Genomic DNA, 24,622 nt, shown 5'->3' on the forward strand with positions numbered 1-24,622 from the left:
CTGATCTGGGCAAGTTGAATCAATGCAATTTGAAATCGATGGGTACGCTGACCCAGCCGTCCTGGGCCACGTCGCCGCGCTTGGCGGGGACGAAGCTCCAGCGTTTCACCGCGCGCACCGCGGCATCGTCCAGGGCGTCGCGACCGCTGCTCTTCTGCACCTGGATCTCGCTCGGGCTACCGCTGGCGAGCACATGCACCCGAAGCAGCACGGTGCCTTCCCAACCGCGGCGCTGGGCCAGCGGCGGGTATTCCGGCGCCGGGTTCTTCAGGTACCCGGCGCTGGCCGAGGGCGGCGTCAGCGGTGCCGGGGCCGGTGCCGCCGGGGCGGGCGGAGCCGGTGGCGGCGGCGGGGTTTCGGCCTTGGGCGGCGTGGGTTGCTCGACCGGCTTGGGCACGGGTTTGGGCTTGGCCACCGGTTTGGGCTTGGGTTTGGGAATCGGTTTGGGCGGCGGCGGTTTCACCGCGTTCTCGTCCACCACGGGGGGCGGCGGTTCCTGTACCACCGGCTGGGGAATCGGTTCGGGCGGCGGCGGCTCGACGACCGGCGGTGTCGGCGCGGTGAATTCGATGGTCATCGGCGGCACCTGCGGCGGCACTTCGGGCAGCTTCGGCGTGGGCTGCTGGCTCAGCCAGTAGACCACCGCGCCATGCAGCGTCAGGGCGAACAGGCCGAGCAGGACGGCTTCGCGGCGGCTCAGCGCGCGGCTTTTCGCCGGCACATGGCGGCCCAGCTCCAGCGCGTGGCGCAGCGGGCGGCCGAGATCGACCAGGTCGCCGCCGGGCACGTGGCGCAGGAAGGCATCCGGCGCGAGGGCATGCTGGGGTTGAGCCATGAACGATCTCCTTGCAGGTCTGCGCGGCTCTAAGTCGCGCTTGAAACGGACCTGCATGATTGGCGGAGCGCCTTAGCTCTTGAAGTGATTGTTTCTCTTATTTAAATAACTTTCGGTACTATAGGTTTTTCCCGGATCGCTGCAGGCCGCGGCAGCCGTGGCTTTGCGAGAATCAGCAAAAAAGCGATGCCTTTGCCGCATGGAAAATATGCAAGGAAGGTTGGCGAAAATTTGCTCAAAGCGGTGGGGTGTTGCGCGTCAAGGTAGGAGCAACGGGGTCTTTCTCTAAAAGTCCGTGCCGAGATATTCCCTCTCCCTAACCCTGGCTACGCGCCCCGCTCCGAAGGGAGAGGGGACCGTTCGGTGCAGAGTGAAACCACTGCATCAGCCGGCACGGACAGCTCTCTCCCTTCGGAGCAGGGTGCACAGCCAGGGGGAGAGGGCAGGCCCCGCCGCGATAGTAGGAGCGAGCTTGCTCGCGAACAGTGTTTGCCGGCAGCGCCGGAGTTGGACGGGTTCGCGAGCAAGCTCGCTCCTACGAAAAGCCCCTGGTCCACACTCCGGAGCCCACGAGCCGGAAAGCGGAACGCCAGAAACGAAAAAGCCCGGTCATTCGACCGGGCTTTTCATCAGCGTCAGCGATGCGGCGATCAGAACGCCGGCACCACGGCGCCCTTGTACTTCTCGAGGATGAACTGCTTCACCTCGGGGCTGTGCAGGGCGGCGGCCAGTTTCTGCATGGCGGCGCTGTCCTTGTTGTCCGGGCGGGCAACCAGGATGTTCACGTAGGGCGAGTCGGCGCCTTCGATGGCCAGCGCGTCCTTGGTGGGGTTGAGCTTGGCTTCCAGGGCGTAGTTGGTGTTGATCAGGGCGAGGTCAACCTGGGTCAGCACGCGCGGCAGGGTGGCCGCTTCCAGTTCACGCACCTTGATGTTCTTCGGGTTGGCGACGATGTCTTTCGGGGTGGCGGTGATGGACTTGTTGTCCTTGAGCTTGATCACGCCGACCTTGTCCAGCAGCAGCAGGGCGCGGCCGCCGTTGGTGGCGTCGTTGGGGATCACCACGGTGGCGCCCGAGGGCAGCTCTTCGAGCTTCTTGAACTTGGTGGAGTACGCGCCCAGCGGCTCGATGTGCACGCCGGTGACGGCGGTCAGGCTGGTGCCCTTGGTCTTGTTGAACTCATCCAGGTACGGCTGGTGCTGGAAGAAGTTGGCGTCCAGGCGCTTCTCGGCGACCTGGGTGTTGGGCTGCACGTAGTCGGTGAATTCCTTCACCTTCAGTTCAACCCCTTCCTTGGCCAGGATGGGTTTGACGAAGTTGAGGATCTCGGCGTGCGGCACCGGGGTGGCGGCGACGGTCAGGCTGTCGGCGGCCTGGGCCAGCGGGGCGCCGATGACGGCGGCGGCAGCGAACGCGGCGAACAGTTTCTTCATGCTTGGCTCCTTGGTCGGCCCGCATCCGGCGGGCCCTGCGGTTATTTGCGGGAATAGTGGACCACCAGCTTGTCGCCGACGGTCTGCAGGATCTGGACGAGGACCACCAGCATCACCACGGTGAGCAGCATCACGTCGTCCTGGAAGCGTTGGTAGCCGTAGCGGATCGCCAGGTCGCCGAGGCCGCCGGCGCCCACCACGCCGGCCATCGCGGTGTAGGACACCAGGGTGATGGCGGTGACGGTGATGGCGGCGATGATGCCCGGGCGGGCTTCGGGCAGCAGGGCGTTCCAGATGATCTGGCGGGTACTGGCGCCCATGGCCTGGGTGGCCTCGATGATGCCCTTGTCCACCTCGCGCAGGGCGGTTTCCACCAGGCGCGCGAAGAACGGCGTGGCGCCCACCACCAGCGGCGGGATGGCCCCGGCGACGCCCAGCGAGGTGCCGACCAGGATCACCGTGAGCGGGATCAGCACGATCAGCAGGATGATGAACGGCAGTGAGCGCAGCACGTTGACTATGAACGCCAGCACGCCGTAGATGCCGCGGTTGGCGAACAGCTGCTTCGGCCCGGTGAGGAACAGCAGCACGCCCAGCGGCAGGCCGAGGATGACGGTGAACAGCAGCGAGCCGCCGAGCATCCAGAAGGTGTCGAGGCTGGCCTGGAGGATTTCCGACCAGTCGATATTCACAAAGAAGTCGCTCATGCGCGCAGCACCTCCACATGGACGTCGGCAGCGTTGAGCTGCGCCAGGGCGGCTTCGATGTCACCGCCTACCAGGGACAGGGTGAGCTGGCCGTAGGGCTGGTCCTTGATGCGGTCGATGCGCCCGGCGAGGATGCTGTAGTCCACGCCGGTCTGGCGCGCGACGGTGCCCAGCAGCGGTGCGTAGGTCGCCTCGCCGCGGAAGGTCAGGCGCAGGATGCGGCCCGGCACGTGGGCAAAGTCGTCGTGCTGTTCTTCTTCGTCCACGCGCTCGGCCTCGAAGACGAAGCGGCGGGTGGTGTCGTGCTGCGGATGGAGGAACACGTCGGCGACGTCGCCCTGTTCGACGATGCGCCCGGCATCCATCACCGCCACCTGGTCGCAGACACGGCGGATCACGTCCATCTCGTGGGTGATCAGGACGATGGTCAGCTTCAGCTCGCGGTTGATTTCCGCCAGCAACTGCAGGACCTGGCCGGTGGTCTGCGGGTCGAGGGCGCTGGTGGCTTCGTCGCAGAGCAGGATGGTCGGCCGGCAGGCCAGCGCACGGGCGATGCCGACACGCTGCTTCTGGCCGCCGGAGAGCTGCGCCGGGTACTTGCGGGCGTGGTCCTGGAGGCCCACGCGGGCGAGCAGTTCGTCCACCCGCGCGCTGATCTCGGCGGCGCTGTAGGTGCCGGCGAGTCTCATCGGCATGGCGATGTTGTCGGCGACGGTCTTGGAGGCCAGCAGGTTGAAGTGCTGGAAGATCATCCCGACGCGCTGGCGGAAACGACGCAGGCCGTCGGCGTCCAGGGCGGTGATGTCTTCGCCGTCGATGACGATGCGTCCGCCGCTGGGCTCTTCCAGGCGGTTGATCAGGCGCAGCAGGGTACTTTTACCGGCGCCGGAATGGCCGATCAGGCCGAACACCTGGCCGCCCTCGATGAACAGGCGGGTCGGCTGCAGGGCCGGGATATCGCGTCCGGCGACGCGATAGGTCTTGTGGACGTCGTGGAATTCGATCACGTAGCGAACCTTGTGGGTACGGGGAGGCGCCGCTCGCCGCCAGGGCCGTCGGATGAACAGGCGTAGGCAACGAGCGTAGGCGGTCAGCCAAAACCGCGCATTTTAACCTGCTTTTTTATGGCTGATTAATCTTTGTTCAGCTAAGCACGGAACAAAAGGGAATAACGGACGCCCCGGGCGGGCGCCCGTGGGCTCACGGCGTGCAGTTCGGCTGGGCAGCCGGCGCAGGAGTGGCGGGCTTCTGCAGGCCGCTCACGTCGGCAGCGACGCCCGGGGCGCGGGGCATCAGCGAACGGGCGCGGGTCAGGGCGGTGGTGGCGCCGTTGACGTCGCCCTTGGCCAGGGCGGCGCGGCTGCGCTCCAGGTAGGCGTCGGCCAGGCGCTGGCGGCGCTCGGCGAGCTGGGCGGCGTCTTCCTGTTCGGAACCCAGCGCGAGCTGCGCGGACTCCAGGCGGCCGGCGGCCAGTTCGGTCTCGAAGCCACTGCTGCTGGGCGGATTGCTCGCGGTGCTCTGGCAGGCCGCGAGGGCCAGCGCCATGGCCATCAGCGCGAACAGGCGGATGACGAACGACTTCATGCGTCAGGGTCTCTTTTGATCAAAAAATCGCCAAATTCTACACCGTCCGGCGCGGCAGGACAAAGCTCAGCAGGAACAGGGCGGCCGCGCTGACCACGATGGAGGGGCCGGCGGGGGTGTCCTTGAACCAGGACAGCGAGAGCCCGGCGCACACCGCCACCAGGCCGATCAGACTGGCGCCGAAGGCCATTTGTTCAGGGCTGCGCGCATGCCGCTGGGCCGCGGCGGCGGGGATGATCAGCAGCGAGGTGATCAGCAGCACGCCGACGATCTTCATGGCCACGGCGATGACGATGGCGATCAGCAGCATCAGCGCCAGGCGGATGGCGGTGACCGGCAGGCCTTCGACCCGCGCCAGTTCCTCGTGCACGGTGATCGCCAGCAGCGGTCGCCACAGCCAGCAGATCAGCCCCAGCACCAGGGCGCTGCCGGCGATTATCCACAACAGGTCGGTCTGGCTGACGGCGAGCAGGTCGCCGAACAGGTAGGCCATCAGGTCGACGCGCACTTCCTTCATGAAGCTCAGGGTCACCAGGCCCAGCGACAGCGTGCTGTGGGCGAGGATGCCCAACAGGGTGTCGGCGGCGAGCGGCTGGCGCTGCTGCAGGGTGACCAGCAGCACGGCGAGCAGCACGCAGCCGACAGTCACCGCCAGGGTCGGGCTGACGTCCAGCAGGAAGCCCAGAGCGACGCCGAGCAGGGCGGCGTGGGAGAGGGTGTCGCCGAAATAGGCCATGCGTCGCCAGACGACGAACGAACCCAGGGGCCCGGCGACGACCGCCAGGGCCAGCCCGGCGAGAAGAGCGTTGAGCAGGAAATCAGCCATGGTTGCAGTCGGGGCCGTGCTGGTGGACCGGAGTGAAGCGGGTGCCGGCGGGGAAGGCGGGTTTCACCACCTCGCCGTGCAGGTCGTGGGAATGGTCGTGGTGGTGGTGATAGACCGCGAGGCTGCGCGCGTCCTGGCCGAACAGCTCGACGAAGGCCGGGTCGCCGCTGACCTGTTCCGGGTGCCCGGAACAGCAGACGTGGCGGTTCAGGCAGACCACCTTGTCGGTGGCGCTCATCACCAGGTGCAGGTCGTGGGAGACCATCAGCACGCCGCAGCCCAAGCGGTCGCGCAGGCGGCCGATCAGGCGGTACAGCTCGGCTTGCCCGGCGACATCGACGCCCTGCACGGGTTCGTCGAGCACCAGCAGTTCCGGCTTGCGCAGCAGGGCGCGGGCCAGCAGCACGCGCTGCAGTTCGCCACCGGAGACGCTCTGCAGCGGCTTGTCGATCACGTGGGCGGCGCCGACTTCCTTCAGCGCCTCCAGTGCGTGGGCGCGCTGCACACCGGGGACCAGGCGCAGGAAGCGGAACACCGTCAGCGGCAGGGTCGGGTCGACATGCAGCTTCTGCGGCATGTAGCCGATGGATAGCTTCGGCTGGCGCCAGACGCTGCCGGTGTCGGGCTTGAGCAGGCCGAGAACGCTGCGCACCAGGGTCGTCTTGCCGGCACCGTTGGGGCCGATCAGCGTGACGATCTCGCCGGGGGCGATGGTCAGGTCGACGTTCTGCAGCACCGTCTGGCCGGCGTAGCTCACGCCGACACCGTGCAGGCGGATGAGGGCGTCGCTCATTACGACGCCTGCTTGGCGGGAGAGCAGGCGCCGCAGAGGCCGACCACTTCGACGGTCTGGGTCTCCACGGCGAAGCCGACGCCCTTGGCGCCGGCGACGATGGCCGCGCTGATGGCCGGCTGTTCCAGCTCGATGGCGGTGTGGCAGGCGCGGCAGATCAGGAACTGCCCTTCATGAGCGTGCTCCGGATGGGCACAGCCTATGAAGGCGTTGAGCGAGGCGATGCGGTGCACCAGGCCGTTTTCCAGCAGGAAGTCGAGGGCGCGGTAGACCGTCGGCGGCGCCGCCTTGCGGCCGTCTTCCTCGCTCAGCACGGCGAGGATGTCGTAGGCGCCCAGGGGCTTGTGGCTCGCCCAGACCAGCTCCAGCACGCGCCGACGCAGCTCGGTCAGGCGCACGCCCTGGCGCGCGCACAGCGCGTCGGCGTCGGCCAGGGCGCTGGCCACGCAGTTGGCGTGGTCGTGCGGGCGGCAGGCGAGGGGTGTCTTGGGGGCGATCTTGTACATGCGCGGCGACGCTCGGGTTCAGAGACGTTATTATATTACTCTTTCATGTCTCCCCTGTGTGAGTGCCGCCGTGTCCTTCCGTCCCGTCGCCCTGCTGACCGCCGCCTGCGCGCTGCTGCTCAGCCTTCCCGTGCGCGCCGAGGTCAGCGTGCTGACCAGCATCAAGCCGCTGCAACTGATCGCCGCCGCCATCCAGGATGGCGAAGGCACGCCGGACGTGCTGCTGCCGCCGGGCGCCTCGCCGCACAGCTACTCGCTGCGCCCCTCCGACATCCGCCGCGTGCGCGATGCGCAGCTGTTCTACTGGGTCGGCCCGGACCTGGAGAACTTCCTGCCCAAGGTGCTGGAAAGCCGCAAGGGCCCGAGCGTGGCGGTGCAGGACCAGGCCGGCATGCACCTGCGCAAGTTCGCCGACTTCAGCGAGTCCAACCATCCGAACCATGACGACGACACCGGCCACGACCACGATCATCGTCCCGGCATGATCGACGCGCATTTGTGGCTGTTGCCCGCCAATGCCCAGGTGATCGCCGCACGCATGGCCGAGGACCTGGCCATCGCCGACCCGGCCAATGCCAGCCGCTACCAGGCCAACCTGAAGGCCTTCGACGAGCGCATGGAGACGCTGGACGCGCGTCTCAGGCAACGCATCGATCCGCTCAAGGGCAAGCCGTTCTTCGTCTTCCACGAGGCCTTCGATTACTTCGAGGAGGCCTATGGCCTGCGCCATGCCGGGGTCTTTGCCGTCTCCGCCGACGTGCAGCCCGGCGCCCGCCATGTGGCGGCCATGCGCGCGCAACTGCAGAAGGCCGGCCCGTCCTGCATCTTCAGCGAACCGCCGATCCGCCCGCGCCTGGCCGACACCCTGAGCCAGGGCCTGCCGGTGCGCCTGGCCGAGCTGGATGACCTGGGGGTCGCCGTGAAGGTGGATGCCCAGGGGTACGAAAAGCTGCTGGGCAATCTGGCGGACGAGTTCGCGGGGTGCCTGGAGAAGCTCTGAGTTGGGGTTCTCGGGAAACTCCTCTGCCTGGGTTTCCCCTCTCCCCAGCCCTGGCTACGCGCCCCGCTCCGAAGGGAGAGGGAGCCGTTCGGCATGCTTTGAAACTGCAGGGTTAGCCGGCAAACGTTGAGCTGCCAGCTCGCACAGGACAGTCCCCTCTCCCTTCAGGGAGAGGGTGCCTCCGCTCGCACCTGAGTTCCCTGATGGCGCGGCACAACGCCATCCCCGCGCCTCATCGCCGCACCTTCTCTGTCTGAAATTTCCCGCCCTTTCCTCCCCTGGCTCCCCGCCAATCGTCGGCTGAACGCATCTTTTGCGGCGCCTGCCGCTCAACCGTCTATCGTTTCCGTCGGGGTGCTTCTAACACAAGATATTGATGGCGGTCAGGAATCTATGCCTACATATGGGGTCTACTCGCGCTCCATTTGCGACTGCCACCCAACCGACAGGAGGTTCTTTCCCGGATGGCCAAGACCGATGCGCGCCAACGCGGCGCCGACCAAGGAATGCTCGCCCTGCAGCCTGCCTCGCAGGACATCTGGGACAGCAAGTACCGCTTGAAGCACAAGAGCGGCAAACCCATCGACGGCAGTGTCGACGAGACCTGGCAGCGGGTCGCCCGCGCCCTGGCCGACGTCGAGGCCAACAAGGCGCTGCGCGAGCACTGGTACGAGCGCTTCCTCTGGGCCCTGCGCAATGGCGCCATTCCCGCCGGGCGGATCATCTCCAACGCCGGTGCCCAGGGGCACAAGCCGGCCACCTCGACCATCAACTGCACCGTCTCCGGGATCATCCGCGACTCCATGGATGACATCCTGGAGAAGGTCCACGAGGCCGGGCTGACCCTCAAGGCCGGCTGCGGCATCGGCTACGAATTCAGCACCCTGCGCCCGCGCGGCGCCTACGTCTCCGGCGCCGGCGCGCACACCAGCGGGCCGCTGTCGTTCATGGATATCTACGACAAGATGTGCTTCACCGTCAGCTCCGCCGGCGGGCGGCGCGGCGCGCAGATGGGCACCTTCGACGTCAGCCACCCGGACGTGCGCGAGTTCATCCGCGCCAAGCGCGAAGACGGCCGCCTGCGCCAGTTCAACCTCAGCCTGCTGATCACCGACGGCTTCATGAACGCCGTGGAGGACGACGAGGACTGGCCGCTGGTGTTCCCGATTCACCAGAAGGAGCGCGACGAGGTCGACCTGGCCAACGCCGAGGAAGTGGTCTGGCGCGACTGGCCGCTGCACGACGAGTACCTGGTGGGCGATGACGGCCGCGTGGCCTGCAAGGTCTACGGCCGGGTCAAGGCGCGGCACCTGTGGGACATGATCATGGTGTCCACCTACGACTACGCTGAGCCCGGCTTCATCCTCATCGACCGGGTCAACGAGATGAACAACAACTGGTGGTGCGAGGCGATCCGCGCCACCAACCCCTGCGGCGAGCAGCCGCTGCCGCCGTACGGCTCGTGCCTGCTGGGCTCGGTGAACCTGACCAGCTTCGTGATCGACGCCTTCGGCGAGAATGCGCGCTTCGACTGGGAGCGTTACCGCGAAGTGGTCCGCGTGTTCACCCGCATGCTCGACAACGTGGTGGAGATCAACGGCCTGCCGCTGGAACAGCAGCGCGCGGAAATCCTCGGCAAGCGCCGCCATGGCATGGGCTTCCTCGGCCTGGGCTCGGCGCTGACCCTGCTCAAGCTGCGCTACGGCAGCCCGGAGGCCTGCGTGTTCACTGAAGAGGTGGCGCGCGAGATGGCCCTGGTGGGCTGGGAGGTGGCGCTGGAGCTGTCCCGCGAGAAGGGCCCGGCGCCGGCCCTGGTGAAGGAGTACGACGTCACCGCCGAGATGCTGCGCAAGCGTCCGGAAATGAAAGCCGACGGGTTCAAGGTGGGCGACAAGGTGGCCGGCCGCGTACTGCACGCCAGGTACTCGCGCTACATGCAGCGCGTCGCCGAGCATGCGCCGCAGCTGATCGAGGAGCTGGCCGAGCACGGCGCGCGCTTTACCCACCACAGCTCCATCGCGCCCACCGGCACCATCAGCCTGAGCCTGGCGAACAACGCCTCCAACGGCATCGAGCCGAGCTTCGCCCACCACTATTCGCGCAACCTGATCCGCGCCGGGCGCAAGACCAAGGAGAAGATCTCCGTCTTCAGCTACGAGCTGCTGGCCTACCGCGACCAAGTGGACAACCACGCCGTCCCCGGCGCCGAGGAAGAGAAGCACCGCCTGCCGGACTACTTCATCACCGCCGACGACATCACCCCGCAGCAGCACGTGGACATCCAGGCCGCCGCGCAGAAGTGGATCGACTCGTCGATCTCCAAGACCGCCAACGTCCCCACCGACTACCCGTTCGAGGACTTCAAGGACATCTACCTCTACGCCTGGCGCCAGGGGCTGAAGGGCTGCACCACCTTCCGTTTCAACCCGGCGGCCTTCCAGGGCGTGCTGGTGAAGGAGTCGGACCTGGAGAAGACGCTGTACCGCTTCGAGCTGGAAGATGGCAGCGTGGTGGAACTCAAGGGCAACGAGGAAGTGGAGTACGACGGCGAGATCCATACCGCCGCCAACCTCTTCGACGCCCTGAAAGAAGGCTATTACGGCAAGTACTGATACCCCTGGAGAGACTCATGAGCGTCAAGATCAACCAGAAGATCAAAGGCTTCCAGGTGGTGGACGTGGCCGAGGAGAAGGCCCGCGTGGAAGCCGCCGCGGCCGCTGCCGTGGTGAAGATGGATGAAACCCTGCAGCGCCCGGAACTGCTGGTCGGCGCGACCTACAAGATCAAGTCGCCGCTGTTCGAGCATGCGCTGTACGTGACCATCAACGACGTGGTGCTCAACCCGGACACCCCGTACGAGCAGCGCCGGCCCTTCGAGATCTTCATCAACTCGAAGAACATGGACCACTTCCAGTGGATCGTCGCGCTCACCCGGATCATGTCCGCGGTGTTCCGCAAGGGCGGCGACTGCACCTTCTTGGTGGAAGAGATGAAGGCGGTGTTCGACCCGCGTGGCGGCTACCTCAAGCGCGGCGGCATCTACATGCCGTCGATCGTCGCCGAGATCGGCGCCGTGGTGGAGCGCCACCTGGTCGCCATCGGCCTGATGGAAGGCCCGCAGCTGGACGAGGAGCAGCGCCTGTACCTTGCCGAGAAACGCGCCGCCTACGAGGCCGCCCAGGGCACCAACAAGGCCGAACCCGGCGAAGGCTTCCCCGCCGGCGCCCAGCTGTGCGGCAAGTGCAACACCATGGCCGTGGTGCAGATGGACGGCTGCGCGACGTGCCTGAACTGCGGGCATTCCAAGTGTGGGTGAGCCGGAATCTTTGCGACGCATGCGTCGCCCGGCGAACGACTGGCCATGGATGGCCAGGCCGGGGTTGAACTTGGGCAGAGGAGCACCGGCAGGGATGCCGACTCCTTGTTCGATCTTCACACCACCCGCTTCACACCGTACTGCTCTTATGTAGGAGCGAGCTTGCTCGCGAACAAACTCCGCTGCGGGGCCGTTCGCGAGCAAGCTCGCTCCTACAGAACCCCACATAGGATCGGCCTGGCCCGGCTCCCCCTGTAGGAGCGGGCCATGCCCGCGATCGCGCGCATGGCGCGCTCCTACAGGGGAAACACCAGCTTCCGGCAAGCACGGGGTTGCTCGCGTAGGAGCGGACCTTGTCCGCGAATTTCTGTCGGCGCCCTGACGTTTCAGGTTGAATGCACTGGAGGTGGGCACTGTGCTGCGGCAGTCCCGGTCGGAGCGAATTCCGCCGCGAGGGATTTCGCGGACAAGGTCCGCTCCTACGAGATACATCTGCACACGGGACGGCCCTCACCCTAACCCTCTCTCAGGGGGAGAGGGGACCGTTCGGCGCAGGATGAAGTCGTAGTGTCAGCCGGCACGGTCTGCCCCCTCTCCCTCAGGGAGAGGGTTGGGGTGAGGGGACGTGTCGGCACAGATTATCCAGAAGAAGACAGTTGTCCCTACGAAGAACTGCCGCTCACAGCGCAAACGGCAAATGAATCCCCACCGTCTGCCGCTGCGCCAGGCGTCGTTCGAACTCGCTCGGGTCGTGGATCAGCACGTCCTGGCCGGCGAACGCCTCGGCGGCGATCAGCCGCGACAGCCAGAAGCGCACGCATGCCACCCGCAGCAACTCGGGCCACAGCTCCGCTTCCAGCGCGGTGAACGGCCGCTTGGCCGCGTAGGCCGCCAGCAGGGCGCGGACGCGCGGGCCGTCGAGGGCGCCGTCGTCGGTGGAGCACCAATCGTTCACGGTGATCGCCAGGTCGTAGAGCATCCAGCCGGAGCTGGCGTTGTAGAAGTCGATCACCCCGGCCAGGTGCGGGCCATCGAACAGCACGTTGTCGCGGAACAGGTCGGCGTGCAGGTTGGCGCGCGGCAGCGCCGGTTGTTCGGCGAGCAGGCGGGCGATTTCCTCCAGGGCATCGCCCAGAAGGGTGGCGGCGTTACCGGAAAGGTGCGATTGCATCGCCTCGCCTTCATGCAGCATCCAGCTCAGGCCGCGGTCGCTGGGGCGCTCGATGATCCGCTCGCGGGTCGCCAGGTGCAGGCGCGCCAGCAGGTCGCCGACCTCCTGGCAGTGATGATTGTTCGGCGAGCGCTCATGGCGGCCGGCCAGGCGCGGCTGCAGCAGCGCCGGCTTGCCTTCGAGCTGGCGCAGCGCCGCGCCGTCCTTCGTGCGCAGGGCGTAGGGCACCGGCAGGTTGGCCTCATGCAGCACGTCGAGCAGCTCGATGAAGAACGGCATCTCCTGAACCGGGCCGCGCTCCACCAGGGTCAGGACGAATTCGCCCTGCTCCAGGCTGACGAAGAAGTTGCTGTTCTCCGAGCCTTCGGCGATGCCGCGGAAGTCGCGCAGGCGGCCGAGGCCGTAGGGGGCGAGGAAAGCTTCCAGGACCGGACGTTCCAGAGGCGTGAATACCGACATGCTCAATCCTCTGGAGCGTCGTGGAGGGAAGGGTTTACCAGCTGAAGATCTGCCACTGCGGGATCAGCTTGTCGGGCTGGTCCGAGCGGATGAAGTTGCCGTCGCTGCCGTCCTGGCGCACCAGGAAGTACGGCTTGCCGTGCTTGGGCACGACCTTGATGGCGTAGAGGAAGCCGTTCACGCGGTATTCCTGGATGGTCTTGTCGCCCTCCTGGCGGATGGTCACATCCGGTTCCGGCGTCGGGGCATCGTCCGCCGCCATGACGGCAGTCGCGCCAAGACCCAGCAGAGCGGCGAGCAACAGGCGGTTCAACGTACGCATGATAACCTTGTCCCTTTGTCGAATTGGCTACGGACATTTTAGCCCGAGCCCTTCTGAAAAGGTTGATTCCCCTCATGAGCCAAGCACCCCTCGTCCTCGTGGACGGCTCGTCCTACCTGTATCGCGCCTTCCATGCCCTGCCGCCGCTGACGACCTCCACCGGCATGCCGACCGGCGCGGTGAAGGGCGTGCTGAACATGCTCAAGAGCCTGCGCAAGCAATACCCGGACAGCCCGTTCGCGGTGGTCTTCGATGCCAAGGGGCCGACCTTCCGCGACGCGCTGTTCGCCGAGTACAAGGCCAACCGCCCGTCCATGCCGGACGACCTGCGCGTGCAGGTCGAGCCGCTGCACGCCAGCGTGCGGGCGCTGGGCCTGCCGCTGCTGTGCGTGGATGGCGTGGAGGCGGACGACGTGATCGGCACCCTGGCCCGCCGCAGCGCGGCGCTGGGGCGCCCGGTGGTGATCTCCACCGGCGACAAGGACATGGCGCAGCTGGTCGACGGGCACATTACGTTGGTCAACACCATGACCGGAAGCGTGCTCGACCCCGATGGCGTAAAAGAGAAATTCGGTGTCGGTCCTGAGCTGATCATCGACTACCTCGCGCTCATGGGTGACAAGGTGGACAACATCCCCGGTGTGCCCGGTGTCGGCGAAAAGACCGCGCTTGGCCTGCTGGTGGGCGTCGGCGGCGGCCTGGACGTGCTCTATGCGAGCCTGGACAAGGTGCCCGAGCTGCCGATCCGCGGCGCCAAGGGCCTGCCGGCCAAGCTGGAGGAGCATCGCGAGATGGCCTTCCTCTCCTATGAGCTGGCCACCATCAAGACCGATGTCGAGCTGGACGTCGAAGTCGAGGCGCTCATTCCCGGCGAGCCGCAGCGCGAGGCGCTGATCGGCCTGTACCGCGAGCTGGAGTTCAAGAACTGGCTCGACGACCTGCTGCGCGAGGCCAAGGAAGAGGGCGGCGGCGACGTCGAGGCCGTGTCGATCCAGGCCACCGCGAAGTACGACACCGTGCTGGAGCAGGCCGAGTTCGACGCCTGGCTGAAGAAGCTGGAAGCCGCCGACCTGATCGCCTTCGACACCGAGACCACCAGCCTCGACCCGCAGCAGGCGCAAGTGGTGGGCGTCTCCTTCGCCGTCAAGGAAGGCGAGGCCGCCTACGTACCCCTGGCCCACAGCTACATGGGCGTGCCGGCGCAACTGGACCGCGACGCCGTGCTGCGGGCGCTCAAGCCGCTGCTGGAGAACCCGAACAAGCGCAAGATCGGCCAGCACGCCAAGTACGACATGAACGTCCTGGCCAACGCCTCGACGCCCATCGCCGTGCAGGGCATCGCCTACGACACCATGCTCGAATCCTACGTGCTGGACTCCACCGCGACCCGTCACGACATGGACAGCCTGGCGCTGAAGTACCTCGGCCACAGCACCATCCGCTATGAGGACATCGCCGGCAAGGGCGCCAAGCAGCTGACCTTCGACCAAATCGCCCTGGAGCAGGCCGGCCCCTACGCCGCCGAAGACGCCGACGTGACCCTGCGCCTGCACCAGACCCTGTGGCAGAGGCTGGAGGCAATCCCGTCGCTGGCCAAGGTCCTCACCGAGATCGAGATGCCGCTGGTGCCGGTGCTGGCGCGCATCGAACGCAACGGCGCGCTGGTCGATGCCAACCTGCTGGGCAAGCAGAGCGTCGAGCTGGGCGAGAAAATGGTCGAACTCGAACGCCAGGCCTATGACCTGGCCGGCCAGGAGTTCAACCTCGGCTCGCCCAAGCAACTGGGCGCGATCCTGTATGAGAAGCTCGGCCTGCCGGTGCTGTCCAAGACCGCCACCGGCCAGCCGTCCACCGCCGAAAACGTCCTCGCCGAGCTGGCGGAGCAGGATTACGAGCTGCCCAAGGTGATCATGCAGTACCGCTCCATGAGCAAACTCAAGAGCACCTACACCGATAAGCTGCCGGAGCAGATCAACCCGCGTACCGGGCGCATCCACACCAGCTACCACCAGGCCGTGGCGGCCACCGGCCGGCTGTCCTCCAGCGACCCGAACCTGCAGAACATCCCGATCCGCACCGCCGAGGGCCGGCGCATCCGCCAGGCCTTCGTCGCGCCCAAGGGTTACCAGCTGCTGGCGGCGGACTACTCGCAGATCGAGCTGCGCATCATGGCTCACCTGGCCAAGGACGAAGGCCTGCTGGATGCCTTCCGCCATGACCGCGACGTGCACCGCGCCACCGCCGCCGAAGTCTTCGGCGTGCCGCTGGACGAGGTGACGGGTGACCAGCGCCGCAGCGCCAAGGCGATCAACTTCGGCCTGATCTACGGCATGAGCGCCTTCGGCCTGGCCAAGCAGATCGGCGTCGAGCGCAAGGAAGCCCAGGCCTACATCGACCGCTACTTCGCCCGCTACCCGGGCGTGCTGGCCTATATGGAGCGCACCCGTGCCCAGGCCGCCGAGCAGGGCTTCGTCGAGACGCTGTTCGGCCGACGCCTGTACCTGCCGGAAATCGCTTCGAAGAACGGCGCCATGCGCAAGGCCGCCGAGCGCACCGCGATCAACGCACCGATGCAGGGCACGGCGGCGGACATCATGAAGCGCGCCATGGTGGCGGTGGATAACTGGCTGCAGGCGAGCGGCCTCGATGCCCGCGTCATCCTCCAGGTGCACGACGAACTGGTGCTGGAAGTGCGCGAAGACCTGGTCGACCAGGTGCGTGACGGGATCCGCCCGCTGATGAGCGGCGCGGCGCAGCTGGACGTGCCGCTGGTCGTCGAGGCCGGCGTCGGCGCCAACTGGGATGAGGCCCACTGATAACCGGACGAACGGTCACAAGGCCCGCCAGTCGGGCCTTCTGGCACGATTGTTCCGAGGTCGTGGCACCGGTCGGAAAAAATCTTTGGTGACCTGCTGAACTTTCCCGCGAAGAGCCGAGTCAGAACTCGTGAATGGCTGGTGAAGCCCTTCGATGCTCCTTTGCAGTGTTTAGTGTTGGCAGATTACTGGACCCCGCCCTAGCGGTCCGGACTTAAACCCCGAACTTCCCCCTCCCCATACGAAGCTCGGGGTTTTTTTTGCCTGCGATTTGGCCTCAGAGCCTGTTTACGATCTCGCGAGCTAGAGCAGAACAAGGCAAAAACAGGTGAGGATGCGGAGTTTACGAGCTGTAAATGAGCAGTCCGAGCCTGTTTTTAACGCAGTGATGCCGACGCGCAGCAGATCGTAAACAGGCTCTCAGGCCTCCTCGCCGGCCTCTTGGTCTTCCTCGTCCAGCAGCCCCAGCCAACCGGCCAGGACCAGCTGCGCCTCCTCCACCCCCTGGCGCTTGGGCGCCGAGAACAGTTGCAGGGTGGCGACATCGCCCCAGCCGTCGAGAATTTCCTTGCGGGTCTTGAGCAGCGCGTTCTTCGCCGCGCCATAGGCCAGTTTGTCGGCCTTGGTCAGCAGCACGTGGATTGGCAGCTGGCTGGCCTGGGCCCAGTCGAGCATCAGGCGGTCGAAATCGGTCAGCGGGTGGCGGATATCCATCAGCAGCACCACGCCGGCTAGCGCATTGCGGCTGGAGAGATAAGCTTCCAGGTGCTGCTGCCAGTGCAGCTTCAGCGGAATCGGTACCTTGGCGTAGCCGTAGCCGGGCAGGTCGACCAGGCGGCGTTCGTCATCCAGGCGGAAGAAGTTCAGCAACTGGGTGCGGCCTGGGGTCTTGGAGGTGCGCGCCAGGTTCGCGTGGGTCAGCGCGTTCAGCGCGCTGGACTTGCCCGCGTTGGAGCGGCCGGCGAAGGCGACTTCCAGGCCGGAGTCTTCCGGGCACTGGTTCACCTTGGCGGCGGAAATGAGGAAAGTGGCCTGCTGGCAGAGGCCGAGAATCGGGTTTTTCGTAGCGTTCTTCGAGGACATGGGTAACTTCGCGGCGGGTGCGACGCGGTGTCGCGGGGGGCGGTTTCGTTTCCGTTTGGGCATCGGAAGTATATAATGCCGCGGATTTTGTGTGCGCTTTATCCCCCAGGGTCGAGCCACACGGGAACGTTGGAGTCCGCGCAATCAAGAACGTGGATGTTCCCTGCGATGAGGACAATCATGAAGAAACTGCTGTTCGCAGCCATCGTTGCCACGTTGGCCTCCAGCGCCATGGCGGCCCAGGATCCGGAAGCCGTTTTCAACAGAGCCTGTGGCGCCTGCCACAATGGTCAGTTGCCGATGGCGCCGAAGAAGGGCGACGCAGCCGCCTGGAAGCCACGCCTGGACAAGGGCATGGACACGCTGGTGCAACACGTGACCAACGGTTTCAACGCGATGCCGCCTCGCGGCCTGTGCACCGACTGCAGCGCCGAGGATTACCAGACAATTATCCAGTGGATGTCGAAGTAACCTCAGGCCTTACTCTTTCACCCTTAGCCGTTATTGGATTAGCTGATGAACAAATTGATCGTGAGTCTGCTGTTGACCCTGGGTCTTGTCGGTGTGGCGCACGCCGCTGGCGATGCCAAGGCCGGTCAGGCGAAAGCTGCTGTCTGTGGTGCCTGCCACGGTGCCGATGGCAACAGCATGGCGCCCAACTTCCCGAAACTGGCCGGGCAGGGTGAGCGTTACCTGCTCAAGCAGATGCACGACATCAAGGACGGCAAGCGCACCGTGCTGGAAATGACCGGCCTGCTGACCAACCTGAGCGATCAGGACCTGGCCGACATCGCCGCCTACTTCTCCAGCCAGAACGGCAGCGTCGGCGCCGCCGATCCCAAGCTGGTCGCCCAGGGCGAAGCCCTGTTCCGCGGCGGCAAGCTCGCCGAAGGAATGCCGGCCTGCACCGGTTGCCACAACCCGGCAGGCCAGGGCAACGCCGAAGCCGGCTTCCCGCACCTGGGTGGCCAGCACGCGGCCTACACCGCCAAGCAGCTGACCGCCTTCCGCGAGGGCGAGCGCACCAACGACGGCGACGCCATGATCATGCGCAGCATCGCCGCCAAGCTGTCCAACAAGGACATCGCCGCGATCTCCAGCTACATCGAAGGCCTGCACTAAGCAGCGCCTGGCGCAAACGCCAGCGCGAAATACTGCTTCGAAAAAAAGGGTGGCTTCGGCCACCCTTTTTTGCGTCCACCCCCACTACAATGCTGGAACCGTGTCTGGCCCCCCGGGTCAAACCGCTTCATCCCGCCGCGCCACAGCGAGCGCGGCGGTTCCGCTCAGCCAAGGAGTGAACCATGCGTAACCTGATTTTCACCGCCGCGCTTGCCTTCGCCGGCCTGTTCGCCTTCAACGCGAATGCCGCCGACTTCGAAGCAGGCAAGAACTACACCGAGCTGAACCAGGCCGTTCCGGTCTCCCAGCCCGGCAAGATCGAGGTGGTGGAGCTGTTCTGGTACGGTTGCCCGCACTGCTATGCCTTCGAGCCGACTATCAACCCGTGGGTCGAGAAGCTGCCGGCCGACGTTCACTTCGTGCGTATCCCCGCCATGTTCGGCGGCCTGTGGAACATCCACGGCCAGCTGTTCCTGACCCTGGAATCCATGGGCGTGGAGAAGAAGGTCCACCATTCGATCTTCGAAAAACTGCACAACAACCCCAAAGCCCTGACCACCCCGGAAGAAATGGCTGACTTCGTCGCCGAACAGGGCGTGGACAAGGACAAGTTCCTCAGCACCTACAACTCCTTCGCCATCAAGGGCCAGATCGAGAAGGCCAAGAAGCTGGCGATGGCCTACCAGATCAGCGGCGTGCCGACCCTGGTGGTCAACGGCAAGTACCGCTTCGACATCGGCTCGGCCGGTGGCCCGGACGAGGCGCTGCAGCTGGCTGACCAGCTGATCGCCAAGGAGCGTGCCGGCGCCAAGGCCGCGCAGTAAGGTCCGACGACGATGCTGCGCCGGCGGACTCGTGATCGTGTCGCGGGGGCCTGCGTCCCGCGGGTGAACGCCGCACACGGGACTTCCGCCGGCCTGCCCGATGACGGCCGGCTGCGCCTGCTCAGCTTCAACATCCAGGTCGGCATCAGCACCGAACGTTATCGTCACTACCTGACTCGCGGCTGGCAGCACCTGCTGCCGACCGCGGGGCGCGCCACCAACCTGCAGCGCATCGGCGAGCTGCTGCAGGACTACGACGTGGTCGCCCTGCAGGAAGCCGACGGCGGCAGCATCCGCTCCGGTAACATCAACCAGGTCGAACACCTGGCCCAGCTCGGTGCCTTCCCCTACTGGTACCAGCAGCTCAACCGCAACCTCGGGCGCATCGCCCAGCACAGCAACGGCCTGCTCAGCCGTCTGCAGCCCACCGCCCTGGAAGACCATCCGCTGCCCGGCCCGCCGGGACGCGGCGCGATCCTCATGCGCTTCGGCGAAGGCGACGACGCGCTGGCCGTGGTGATGATGCACCTCGCCCTGGGCGCGCGGACTCGCACCCGCCAGCTCGCCTACATCCGCGAGCTGTTGCAGGACTACCGCCACCACGTGCTGATGGGCGACATGAACACCCATGCCACCGACCTGCTGGAAAGCTCGCCGCTGCGCGACCTCCAGCTCATCGCCCCGCAGGTCGAGGCCACCTTCCCCAGCTGGCGCCCGCAGCGCTGCCTGGACCATATCCTGCTCAGTTCCGAGCTGGCGCTGGAACGCGTCAGTGTCCTCCCGCACCCGATTTCCGACCACCTGCCGGTGGCCGTGGAGATCCGCCTGCCGGATGCCCTGCGTTCGTCCTCGTCGCTCGCCTTGCGCGGCGAGGCCCCTGAATGAGTCGCGACGACGAGCAACGCTGGAAGCAGAAATACCTGGATAACCTCGAGCAGCAGGAAAAGCTCGAACGCCGCTGGGACGCCCGCCTTGACCTGTTGCGGCGCGGCCTGGTGCGCAGCAGCCTGGCGGCCGAGGGCAGCGACAAGGCGGTGGACGCCTGCATGAAGGAGTTGCGCGAAGTGTTGCGCCGCGACGACATGGATGCCGGCCTGGCGCGGCTGATCCCGCAGCTGGAAAAGGCCGTGCTCGATTCCGAGCAGCGCCGCCAGCAGCGCGTCGAGCAGAACGTCGCGGCGCTGAGCCAGCTGTCCCAGCAACTGTTGTCCCTGGACATGCCCGGCGATCTGCGCAAGCCGCTCAAGCGCCTGTCCAAGGACATCCCCAGCCGCGGCAGCTCCTCCCGCGAACTGCCGGCCCTGCTGGCCGAACTGAGCCGCCTGCAGCGCCAGGTGCTGGAGCATTTCGGCAGTGGCGGCGGCGAGCAGCGCCCCGGCTTCCTGCAACGGCTGTTCGGCAGCCGCGACAGCGATGCGACGGACGAGCCGGAAGCGGCGTCCAGCGCGCCAGCGCTTCCGGCGGAGGCCGCGCCGCTGGCCGAAACGGCGCGGGGCGAGCCGCCCGCGGCCGAGCCCCAGGCTGCCGTCGCGGAACCGCCGCCCGTTTTGGCCGTGCCAGGCGTCGCGGCACCCCTCACCGAACCCGTCGCCGCCACCGTGCCGGTTGCACCACCCGAGCCTGTCGCCCTGGCGCAAAGTCCTGCACCAGAGCCCGTCCCGGAGCCTGCTCCCGCTCAATCCGGCCGGTTGCTGGACAGCCTGCCCGTGCCGCCCGGCCTGTTCGGCACGGCGGAAGAGGCGCGCCAGGCCAGTGATCCCTACGCCCTGCCGCCGCGCCCCGAGCCCGGCTACAGCGCCGTGGCGCCGCACATCGAGGCCAGCCTGCTGCGCCTGCTGGACGAGATGCACCTGCCGGCGGCCCAGCAGCCCCAGGCCGAGGCGCTGCGCTCGCGCATCCACGGCAGCCTCAACTGGTACGAACTGGTGCCCGTGCTGGATGACCTGGGTGTGCTCGTGCTGTCGCTCAACGACAGCGGCCAGCGCGAGTTCGAAGGCTATCTGCACCAGCTCAACGAACGCCTCGGCGCCTTCCTGGACGGGCTGCAGGTCGTCCAGGAAAGCCATAGCGGCAACAGCTCCAGCGCCCGCGCCCTCGACGATACGCTGCGCGAACAGGTCAGCGGCCTGAAGGAAAGCATGCGCGAGGCCACCGACCTGGAAGGCCTCAAGCGCAATGTCGAGTCGCGCCTGCAGGGGCTGGTCGGCACCATGGACCGCTTCCGCGAGGAGCGAGAGGTCCGTGAGCGTGAAGTGAGCGAGCGCATCCAGTCGCTGGTGACCCGTGTCGCCAGCATGGAAGAGGAGGCCCGCAGCTTCCAGGCGAACATCGAGGACCAGCGCCAGAAGGCCATGACCGATGCCCTGACCGGCCTGCCCAACCGCGCCGCGTTAAGCGAGCGGCTGGACCTGGAGGTCGCCCGCTGGCAGCGCTACGGCGGCGACCTGCTGCTGGCGGTGATCGATGTCGACCACTTCAAGCGGATCAACGATGACTTCGGCCATCTCGCCGGCGACAAGGTCCTGAAGATCATCGCCAACGAGCTGGCCAAACGCGTGCGCAAGGCCGACTTCATCGCCCGCTACGGCGGTGAGGAGTTCGTCGTCCTGTTGCCCGCCACGCCGCTGGAGGGCGGGCAGCAACTGCTCGAGGTGCTGCGCGGCGCCGTGGAGGCGTGCCCGTTCCACTTCAAGGGCGAACGCCTGAACATCACCTGTTCGGCGGGGCTCACGGCCTTCCGCGAAGGCGAACGTGCGGAAAGCGCGTTCGAGCGCGCCGACCAGGCGCTGTACCGTGCCAAGCGTGGTGGGCGCAATCGCCTGGAAGTCGACTGAGTGCATCTCTCCCGATAGGAGCGGGCCATGCCCGCGATCGCCCGCATGCCGGTCGCTTCGCGGCGGATGACGCTGGCGCCTTTTGCACCCTGCGATCTGTAGGAGCGAGCTTGCTCGCGAACTCCATCGCTGCCGACGATCATCGTGGACGGAGTCCGCTCCTACGAGGTACGCAGCCCGTGTAGGAGCGGACTTCGTCCGCGATAACCCGGTTCGCGAGCAAGCTCGCTCCTACAGAAAAGCGCTTTCATACCCGCAGGAAAATCTTGACGAACGAAAGAACATGGGTTTTGATTCGCACACTTATCTTTCGAATCGAAACTTGATCGTTCATGTCGAAACGTAACACCCCCCAACGCCGCCACGACATCCTGGCGCTGCTCGCCGAACAGGGCGAAGTCAGCGTGGACGATCTCGCGCGCCGCTTCGCCACTTCCGAGGTGACCATCCGCAAGGACCTGGCCGCCCTGGAAGGCAACGGCCTGCTGCTGCGCCGCTACGGTGGCGCCGTGCCCATGCCCCACGAGCTGATCGCCGAGCCGAGCCAGCCGCTGTCGCGCTACAAGCAGGCCATCGGCCGGGCGGCCGCCGCCTGCATCCGTGAACACGCGCGGATCATCATCGACAGCGGCAGCACCACCGCCGCGCTGATCCCGGAACTGGGCCGCAAGCCCGGCCTGGTGGTGATGACCAACTCCTTGAGCGTGGCCAACGCCCTGCGCGAGCTGGAGCGCGAGCCGGTGCTGTTGATGACCGGCGGCACCTGGGACCCGCACTCGGAATCGTTCCAGGGGCAGGTGGCCGAACAGGTGCTGCGCTCCTACGATTTCGACCAGTTGTTCATCGGTGCCACCGGCCTGGATATCGAGCGCGGCACGACGACCTTCAACGAACTGCTGGGCCTGAGCCGGGTCATGGCCGAGGTCGCCCGAGAGGTGATCGTCATGGCCGAGGCCGACAAGCTGGGCCGGCGCATTCCCAACCTGGAGCTGCCGTGGAGCAGCGTCCAGACCCTGATTACCGACGAACGCCTGAGCGATGAAGCGTTCGAACTGATCCAGGCGCGCGGCGTGAAAGTGATCCGCGCGCGCTGTGAAGACTGACAGGAGAGCCAAGCCATGTGTGGAATCGTAGGCGCCATCGCCGAGCGTACTATCACCCCGATCCTCGTCGAGGGTCTCAAGCGCCTGGAATACCGTGGCTACGACAGCGCCGGTGTGGCGGTGATCGACACCAACGGTGCGCTGGACCGCCGCCGCCGCGCGGGCAAGGTGTCCAGCCTCGAGCAGGCCATCGCCGAACAGCCGCTGGTGGGCCGCCTGGGCATCGCCCACACCCGCTGGGCCACCCATGGCGCGCCCACCGAGGCCAACGCCCACCCGCACTTCTCCCACGGCGAAGTGGCGGTTGTACACAACGGCATCATCGAGAACTTCGAACCCCTGCGCGAGATGCTCAAGGCGCGCGGCTATGTGTTCACTTCGCAGACTGACACCGAGGTCATCGCTCACCTGCTGCACCTGCGCCTGACCGAGCTGGGCGACCTCACCGTCGCGCTCAAGGCGGCGGTCAAGGAACTGCACGGCGCCTACGGCCTGGCGGTGATCAGCAGCAAGCAGCCCGACCGCATCCTCGCCGCCCGCAGCGGCAGCCCGCTGGTGGTGGGCCTGGGCCATGGCGAGAACTTCCTCGCCTCCGACCAGCTGGCGCTGCGCCAGGTCACCGACCGCTTCATCTACCTGGAGGAGGGCGACATCGCCGAAGTCCGCCGCGATGGCCTGCAATTGTGGGACGTCAACGGCAACCCGGTGCAGCGCGAGGAAGTGCGTTACCACGAGGGCGCCGAGGCGGCGGACAAGGGCGGTTACCGCCACTTCATGCTCAAGGAGATCCACGAGCAGCCGGCCGTGGTGCAGCGCACCCTGGAAGGCCGCCTGGGCAGCGGGCAGGTGCTGGTGGACAACTTCGGCCCGCAGGCCCGCGAGCTGCTGGCCAAGGTGCGCACCGTGCAGATCGTCGCCTGCGGCACCAGCTACCACGCCGGCATGGTCGCCCGTTACTGGCTGGAAAGCCTGACCGGTATTCCGTGCCAGGTCGAAGTCGCCAGCGAGTTCCGTTACCGCAAGGTCGCGGTGCACCCGGATTCGCTGTTCGTCACCATTTCCCAGTCCGGCGAGACCGCCGACACCCTGGCCGCGCTGCGCTATGCCAAGGAGCTGGGCTTCCTTTCCAGCCTGGCGATCTGCAACGTGGCCACCAGCTCGCTGGTGCGCGAGTCGGACATGACCCTGCTGACCAACGCCGGCCCTGAAATCGGCGTGGCTTCCACCAAGGCCTTCACCACCCAGCTGGTCGCCCTCCTGCTGCTCACCCTTGGCATCGGCCAGGTGCAGAAGCGTCTGGGCGAGGGTGTCGAGGCGGAGCTGGTGAACGAGCTCCGCCGCCTGCCGACCCACCTGGAAGAGGCGCTGGCGATGGACAAGGTGGTGGAGAAGGTCAGCGAGCTGTTCGCCGAGAAGCACCACACCCTGTTCCTGGGCCGCGGCGCGCAGTACCCGGTGGCGATGGAGGGTGCGCTGAAGCTCAAGGAGATCTCCTACATCCATGCCGAGGCCTACCCGGCCGGCGAGCTCAAGCACGGCCCGCTGGCCCTGGTAGACGCCGACATGCCGGTGGTCACCGTAGCGCCGAACAACGAACTGCTGGAGAAGCTCAAGTCCAACCTGCAGGAAGTGCGCGCCCGTGGCGGCGAGCTGGTGGTCTTCGCCGAAGGCGGCAGCGGCATCGCCAACGGCGAAGATACCCACGTGGTGGGCATGCCGGCGATCCACGACTGCCTGGCGCCGATCCTCTATACCGTGCCGCTGCAGTTGCTGTCCTACTACGTCGCCGTGCTCAAGGGCACCGACGTCGACCAGCCGCGCAACCTGGCCAAGTCGGTCACCGTCGAGTAAGCCAAGCCGGAGGCGCTGCAGCAGCACCTGAAAACGC

At 66.5% G+C, this 24,622-nt stretch carries 22 protein-coding genes; 11 read left to right on the forward strand and 11 right to left on the reverse strand.

Translation table 11 applies throughout. From position 1 onward, the window contains the following. Window positions 1–19: 19 nt before the first annotated feature. The 8 genes from N0B71_RS09180 to zur form a co-directional block, all read right to left on the reverse strand. A complete protein-coding gene (locus N0B71_RS09180; protein ID WP_259758458.1) occupies window positions 20–835 on the reverse strand; it encodes an energy transducer TonB in 816 nt (271 codons plus the stop codon). Between the two features lie 650 nt (window positions 836–1,485). Beyond that, window positions 1,486–2,268, reverse strand: coding sequence for a MetQ/NlpA family ABC transporter substrate-binding protein (locus N0B71_RS09185; RefSeq protein ID WP_259758459.1), 783 nt, complete (start codon window positions 2,266–2,268; stop codon window positions 1,486–1,488). A gap of 41 nt (window positions 2,269–2,309) precedes the next feature. Further along, window positions 2,310–2,975, reverse strand: a complete 666-nt coding sequence (locus tag N0B71_RS09190; RefSeq protein WP_259758460.1) for a methionine ABC transporter permease — start codon at window positions 2,973–2,975, stop codon at window positions 2,310–2,312. Beyond that, window positions 2,972–3,982 carry a methionine ABC transporter ATP-binding protein gene (locus N0B71_RS09195; RefSeq protein WP_259758461.1) on the reverse strand — a complete coding sequence of 337 codons (1,011 nt, stop codon included), beginning with the start codon at window positions 3,980–3,982 and terminating at the stop codon, window positions 2,972–2,974. Before N0B71_RS09195 ends, N0B71_RS09190 begins: the two co-directional genes overlap by 4 nt. A 193-nt stretch (window positions 3,983–4,175) precedes the next feature. Next, on the reverse strand, window positions 4,176–4,559 hold the full coding sequence (locus N0B71_RS09200) for a hypothetical protein (RefSeq protein WP_259758462.1): 384 nt from the start codon (window positions 4,557–4,559) through the stop codon (window positions 4,176–4,178). Between the two features lie 37 nt (window positions 4,560–4,596). After that, complete coding sequence (znuB, locus tag N0B71_RS09205) at window positions 4,597–5,385, reverse strand: zinc ABC transporter permease subunit ZnuB (RefSeq protein ID WP_169935180.1); 789 nt, start codon at window positions 5,383–5,385, stop codon at window positions 4,597–4,599. Then, window positions 5,378–6,178, reverse strand: a complete 801-nt coding sequence (znuC, locus tag N0B71_RS09210; RefSeq protein ID WP_259758463.1) for a zinc ABC transporter ATP-binding protein ZnuC — start codon at window positions 6,176–6,178, stop codon at window positions 5,378–5,380. Before znuC ends, znuB begins: the two co-directional genes overlap by 8 nt. Then, a complete protein-coding gene (gene zur / locus N0B71_RS09215) occupies window positions 6,178–6,684 on the reverse strand; it encodes a zinc uptake transcriptional repressor Zur (RefSeq protein WP_259758464.1) in 507 nt (168 codons plus the stop codon). Before zur ends, znuC begins: the two co-directional genes overlap by 1 nt. Before the next feature lie 70 nt (window positions 6,685–6,754). Between zur and N0B71_RS09220 the strand changes: the two genes are divergently transcribed. The 3 genes from N0B71_RS09220 to N0B71_RS09230 all read left to right on the forward strand — a co-directional run bounded on the left by N0B71_RS09220 (window position 6,755) and on the right by N0B71_RS09230 (window position 11,000). After that, window positions 6,755–7,684, forward strand: a complete 930-nt coding sequence (locus N0B71_RS09220; protein WP_259758465.1) for a zinc ABC transporter substrate-binding protein — start codon at window positions 6,755–6,757, stop codon at window positions 7,682–7,684. 464 nt (window positions 7,685–8,148) lie between these two features. Next, window positions 8,149–10,296: an adenosylcobalamin-dependent ribonucleoside-diphosphate reductase gene (locus tag N0B71_RS09225; protein ID WP_259758466.1), complete on the forward strand. Its 2,148-nt coding sequence runs from the start codon at window positions 8,149–8,151 to the stop codon at window positions 10,294–10,296. A gap of 17 nt (window positions 10,297–10,313) precedes the next feature. Next, the gene (locus N0B71_RS09230) at window positions 10,314–11,000 is read left to right on the forward strand and encodes a TSCPD domain-containing protein (protein ID WP_017521239.1); all 687 of its coding nucleotides are present in this window, start codon (window positions 10,314–10,316) and stop codon (window positions 10,998–11,000) included. 679 nt (window positions 11,001–11,679) lie between these two features. On the opposite strand, the gene N0B71_RS09235 is transcribed toward N0B71_RS09230, so the two are convergent. Together N0B71_RS09235 and N0B71_RS09240 are read right to left on the reverse strand one after the other, a co-directional pair. Continuing rightward, a complete protein-coding gene (locus N0B71_RS09235; protein WP_259758467.1) occupies window positions 11,680–12,630 on the reverse strand; it encodes a homoserine kinase in 951 nt (316 codons plus the stop codon). A 34-nt stretch (window positions 12,631–12,664) separates the two neighbouring features. Then, complete coding sequence (locus N0B71_RS09240) at window positions 12,665–12,952, reverse strand: DUF2782 domain-containing protein (protein WP_259758468.1); 288 nt, start codon at window positions 12,950–12,952, stop codon at window positions 12,665–12,667. Window positions 12,953–13,026: 74 nt separating this feature from the next. Here N0B71_RS09240 and polA point away from each other — a divergent pair, with 74 nt between their 5' ends. Next, complete coding sequence (polA, locus tag N0B71_RS09245) at window positions 13,027–15,768, forward strand: DNA polymerase I (protein ID WP_259758469.1); 2,742 nt, start codon at window positions 13,027–13,029, stop codon at window positions 15,766–15,768. Between the two features lie 420 nt (window positions 15,769–16,188). Here polA and yihA read toward each other — a convergent pair whose 3' ends face one another. Beyond that, a complete protein-coding gene (gene yihA, locus N0B71_RS09250) occupies window positions 16,189–16,851 on the reverse strand; it encodes a ribosome biogenesis GTP-binding protein YihA/YsxC (RefSeq protein ID WP_259758470.1) in 663 nt (220 codons plus the stop codon). Window positions 16,852–17,031: 180 nt separating this feature from the next. Here yihA and N0B71_RS09255 point away from each other — a divergent pair, with 180 nt between their 5' ends. From N0B71_RS09255 to glmS, 7 genes are all read left to right on the forward strand, one after another. Next, window positions 17,032–17,322 carry a c-type cytochrome gene (locus N0B71_RS09255; protein ID WP_259758471.1) on the forward strand — a complete coding sequence of 97 codons (291 nt, stop codon included), beginning with the start codon at window positions 17,032–17,034 and terminating at the stop codon, window positions 17,320–17,322. A gap of 45 nt (window positions 17,323–17,367) precedes the next feature. Then, the gene (locus tag N0B71_RS09260) at window positions 17,368–17,973 is read left to right on the forward strand and encodes a c-type cytochrome (protein WP_017521245.1); all 606 of its coding nucleotides are present in this window, start codon (window positions 17,368–17,370) and stop codon (window positions 17,971–17,973) included. Window positions 17,974–18,155: 182 nt separating this feature from the next. After that, window positions 18,156–18,797 carry a thiol:disulfide interchange protein DsbA/DsbL gene (locus N0B71_RS09265; protein ID WP_259758472.1) on the forward strand — a complete coding sequence of 214 codons (642 nt, stop codon included), beginning with the start codon at window positions 18,156–18,158 and terminating at the stop codon, window positions 18,795–18,797. 12 nt (window positions 18,798–18,809) lie between these two features. Beyond that, window positions 18,810–19,682: an endonuclease/exonuclease/phosphatase family protein gene (locus N0B71_RS09270; protein ID WP_259758474.1), complete on the forward strand. Its 873-nt coding sequence runs from the start codon at window positions 18,810–18,812 to the stop codon at window positions 19,680–19,682. Further along, window positions 19,679–21,631 (forward strand): diguanylate cyclase, encoded by a 1,953-nt coding sequence (locus N0B71_RS09275; protein ID WP_259758475.1) that lies wholly within the window; start codon window positions 19,679–19,681, stop codon window positions 21,629–21,631. The genes N0B71_RS09270 and N0B71_RS09275 overlap by 4 nt, the downstream gene beginning before the upstream one ends. Before the next feature lie 332 nt (window positions 21,632–21,963). Then, complete coding sequence (locus tag N0B71_RS09280; RefSeq protein WP_045213398.1) at window positions 21,964–22,734, forward strand: DeoR/GlpR family DNA-binding transcription regulator; 771 nt, start codon at window positions 21,964–21,966, stop codon at window positions 22,732–22,734. A 15-nt stretch (window positions 22,735–22,749) separates the two neighbouring features. Continuing rightward, window positions 22,750–24,585: a glutamine--fructose-6-phosphate transaminase (isomerizing) gene (gene glmS / locus N0B71_RS09285; RefSeq protein ID WP_259758476.1), complete on the forward strand. Its 1,836-nt coding sequence runs from the start codon at window positions 22,750–22,752 to the stop codon at window positions 24,583–24,585. Window positions 24,586–24,622 lie beyond the last annotated feature (37 nt).

The sequence above is a fragment of the Pseudomonas sp. GCEP-101 genome (assembly GCF_025133575.1).
Taxonomy (GTDB): Bacteria; Pseudomonadota; Gammaproteobacteria; order Pseudomonadales; family Pseudomonadaceae; genus Pseudomonas; species Pseudomonas nitroreducens_B.

What these genes read in the sequence shown, in the direction of transcription:
- N0B71_RS09180 (WP_259758458.1), bottom strand. Translation starts at nt 835, where the DNA reads ATGGCTCAACCCCAGCATGCCCTCGCGCCGGATGCCTTCCTGCGCCAC.
- N0B71_RS09185 (WP_259758459.1), bottom strand. Translation starts at nt 2,268, where the DNA reads ATGAAGAAACTGTTCGCCGCGTTCGCTGCCGCCGCCGTCATCGGCGCC.
- N0B71_RS09190 (WP_259758460.1), bottom strand. Translation starts at nt 2,975, where the DNA reads ATGAGCGACTTCTTTGTGAATATCGACTGGTCGGAAATCCTCCAGGCC.
- N0B71_RS09200 (WP_259758462.1), bottom strand. Translation starts at nt 4,559, where the DNA reads ATGAAGTCGTTCGTCATCCGCCTGTTCGCGCTGATGGCCATGGCGCTG.
- znuB (WP_169935180.1), bottom strand. Translation starts at nt 5,385, where the DNA reads ATGGCTGATTTCCTGCTCAACGCTCTTCTCGCCGGGCTGGCCCTGGCG.
- znuC (WP_259758463.1), bottom strand. Translation starts at nt 6,178, where the DNA reads ATGAGCGACGCCCTCATCCGCCTGCACGGTGTCGGCGTGAGCTACGCC.
- zur (WP_259758464.1), bottom strand. Translation starts at nt 6,684, where the DNA reads ATGTACAAGATCGCCCCCAAGACACCCCTCGCCTGCCGCCCGCACGAC.
- N0B71_RS09225 (WP_259758466.1), top strand. Translation starts at nt 8,149, where the DNA reads ATGGCCAAGACCGATGCGCGCCAACGCGGCGCCGACCAAGGAATGCTC.
- N0B71_RS09230 (WP_017521239.1), top strand. Translation starts at nt 10,314, where the DNA reads ATGAGCGTCAAGATCAACCAGAAGATCAAAGGCTTCCAGGTGGTGGAC.
- N0B71_RS09235 (WP_259758467.1), bottom strand. Translation starts at nt 12,630, where the DNA reads ATGTCGGTATTCACGCCTCTGGAACGTCCGGTCCTGGAAGCTTTCCTC.
- N0B71_RS09240 (WP_259758468.1), bottom strand. Translation starts at nt 12,952, where the DNA reads ATGCGTACGTTGAACCGCCTGTTGCTCGCCGCTCTGCTGGGTCTTGGC.
- polA (WP_259758469.1), top strand. Translation starts at nt 13,027, where the DNA reads ATGAGCCAAGCACCCCTCGTCCTCGTGGACGGCTCGTCCTACCTGTAT.
- yihA (WP_259758470.1), bottom strand. Translation starts at nt 16,851, where the DNA reads ATGTCCTCGAAGAACGCTACGAAAAACCCGATTCTCGGCCTCTGCCAG.
- N0B71_RS09255 (WP_259758471.1), top strand. Translation starts at nt 17,032, where the DNA reads ATGAAGAAACTGCTGTTCGCAGCCATCGTTGCCACGTTGGCCTCCAGC.
- N0B71_RS09260 (WP_017521245.1), top strand. Translation starts at nt 17,368, where the DNA reads ATGAACAAATTGATCGTGAGTCTGCTGTTGACCCTGGGTCTTGTCGGT.
- N0B71_RS09265 (WP_259758472.1), top strand. Translation starts at nt 18,156, where the DNA reads ATGCGTAACCTGATTTTCACCGCCGCGCTTGCCTTCGCCGGCCTGTTC.
- N0B71_RS09270 (WP_259758474.1), top strand. Translation starts at nt 18,810, where the DNA reads ATGCTGCGCCGGCGGACTCGTGATCGTGTCGCGGGGGCCTGCGTCCCG.
- N0B71_RS09275 (WP_259758475.1), top strand. Translation starts at nt 19,679, where the DNA reads ATGAGTCGCGACGACGAGCAACGCTGGAAGCAGAAATACCTGGATAAC.
- N0B71_RS09280 (WP_045213398.1), top strand. Translation starts at nt 21,964, where the DNA reads ATGTCGAAACGTAACACCCCCCAACGCCGCCACGACATCCTGGCGCTG.
- glmS (WP_259758476.1), top strand. Translation starts at nt 22,750, where the DNA reads ATGTGTGGAATCGTAGGCGCCATCGCCGAGCGTACTATCACCCCGATC.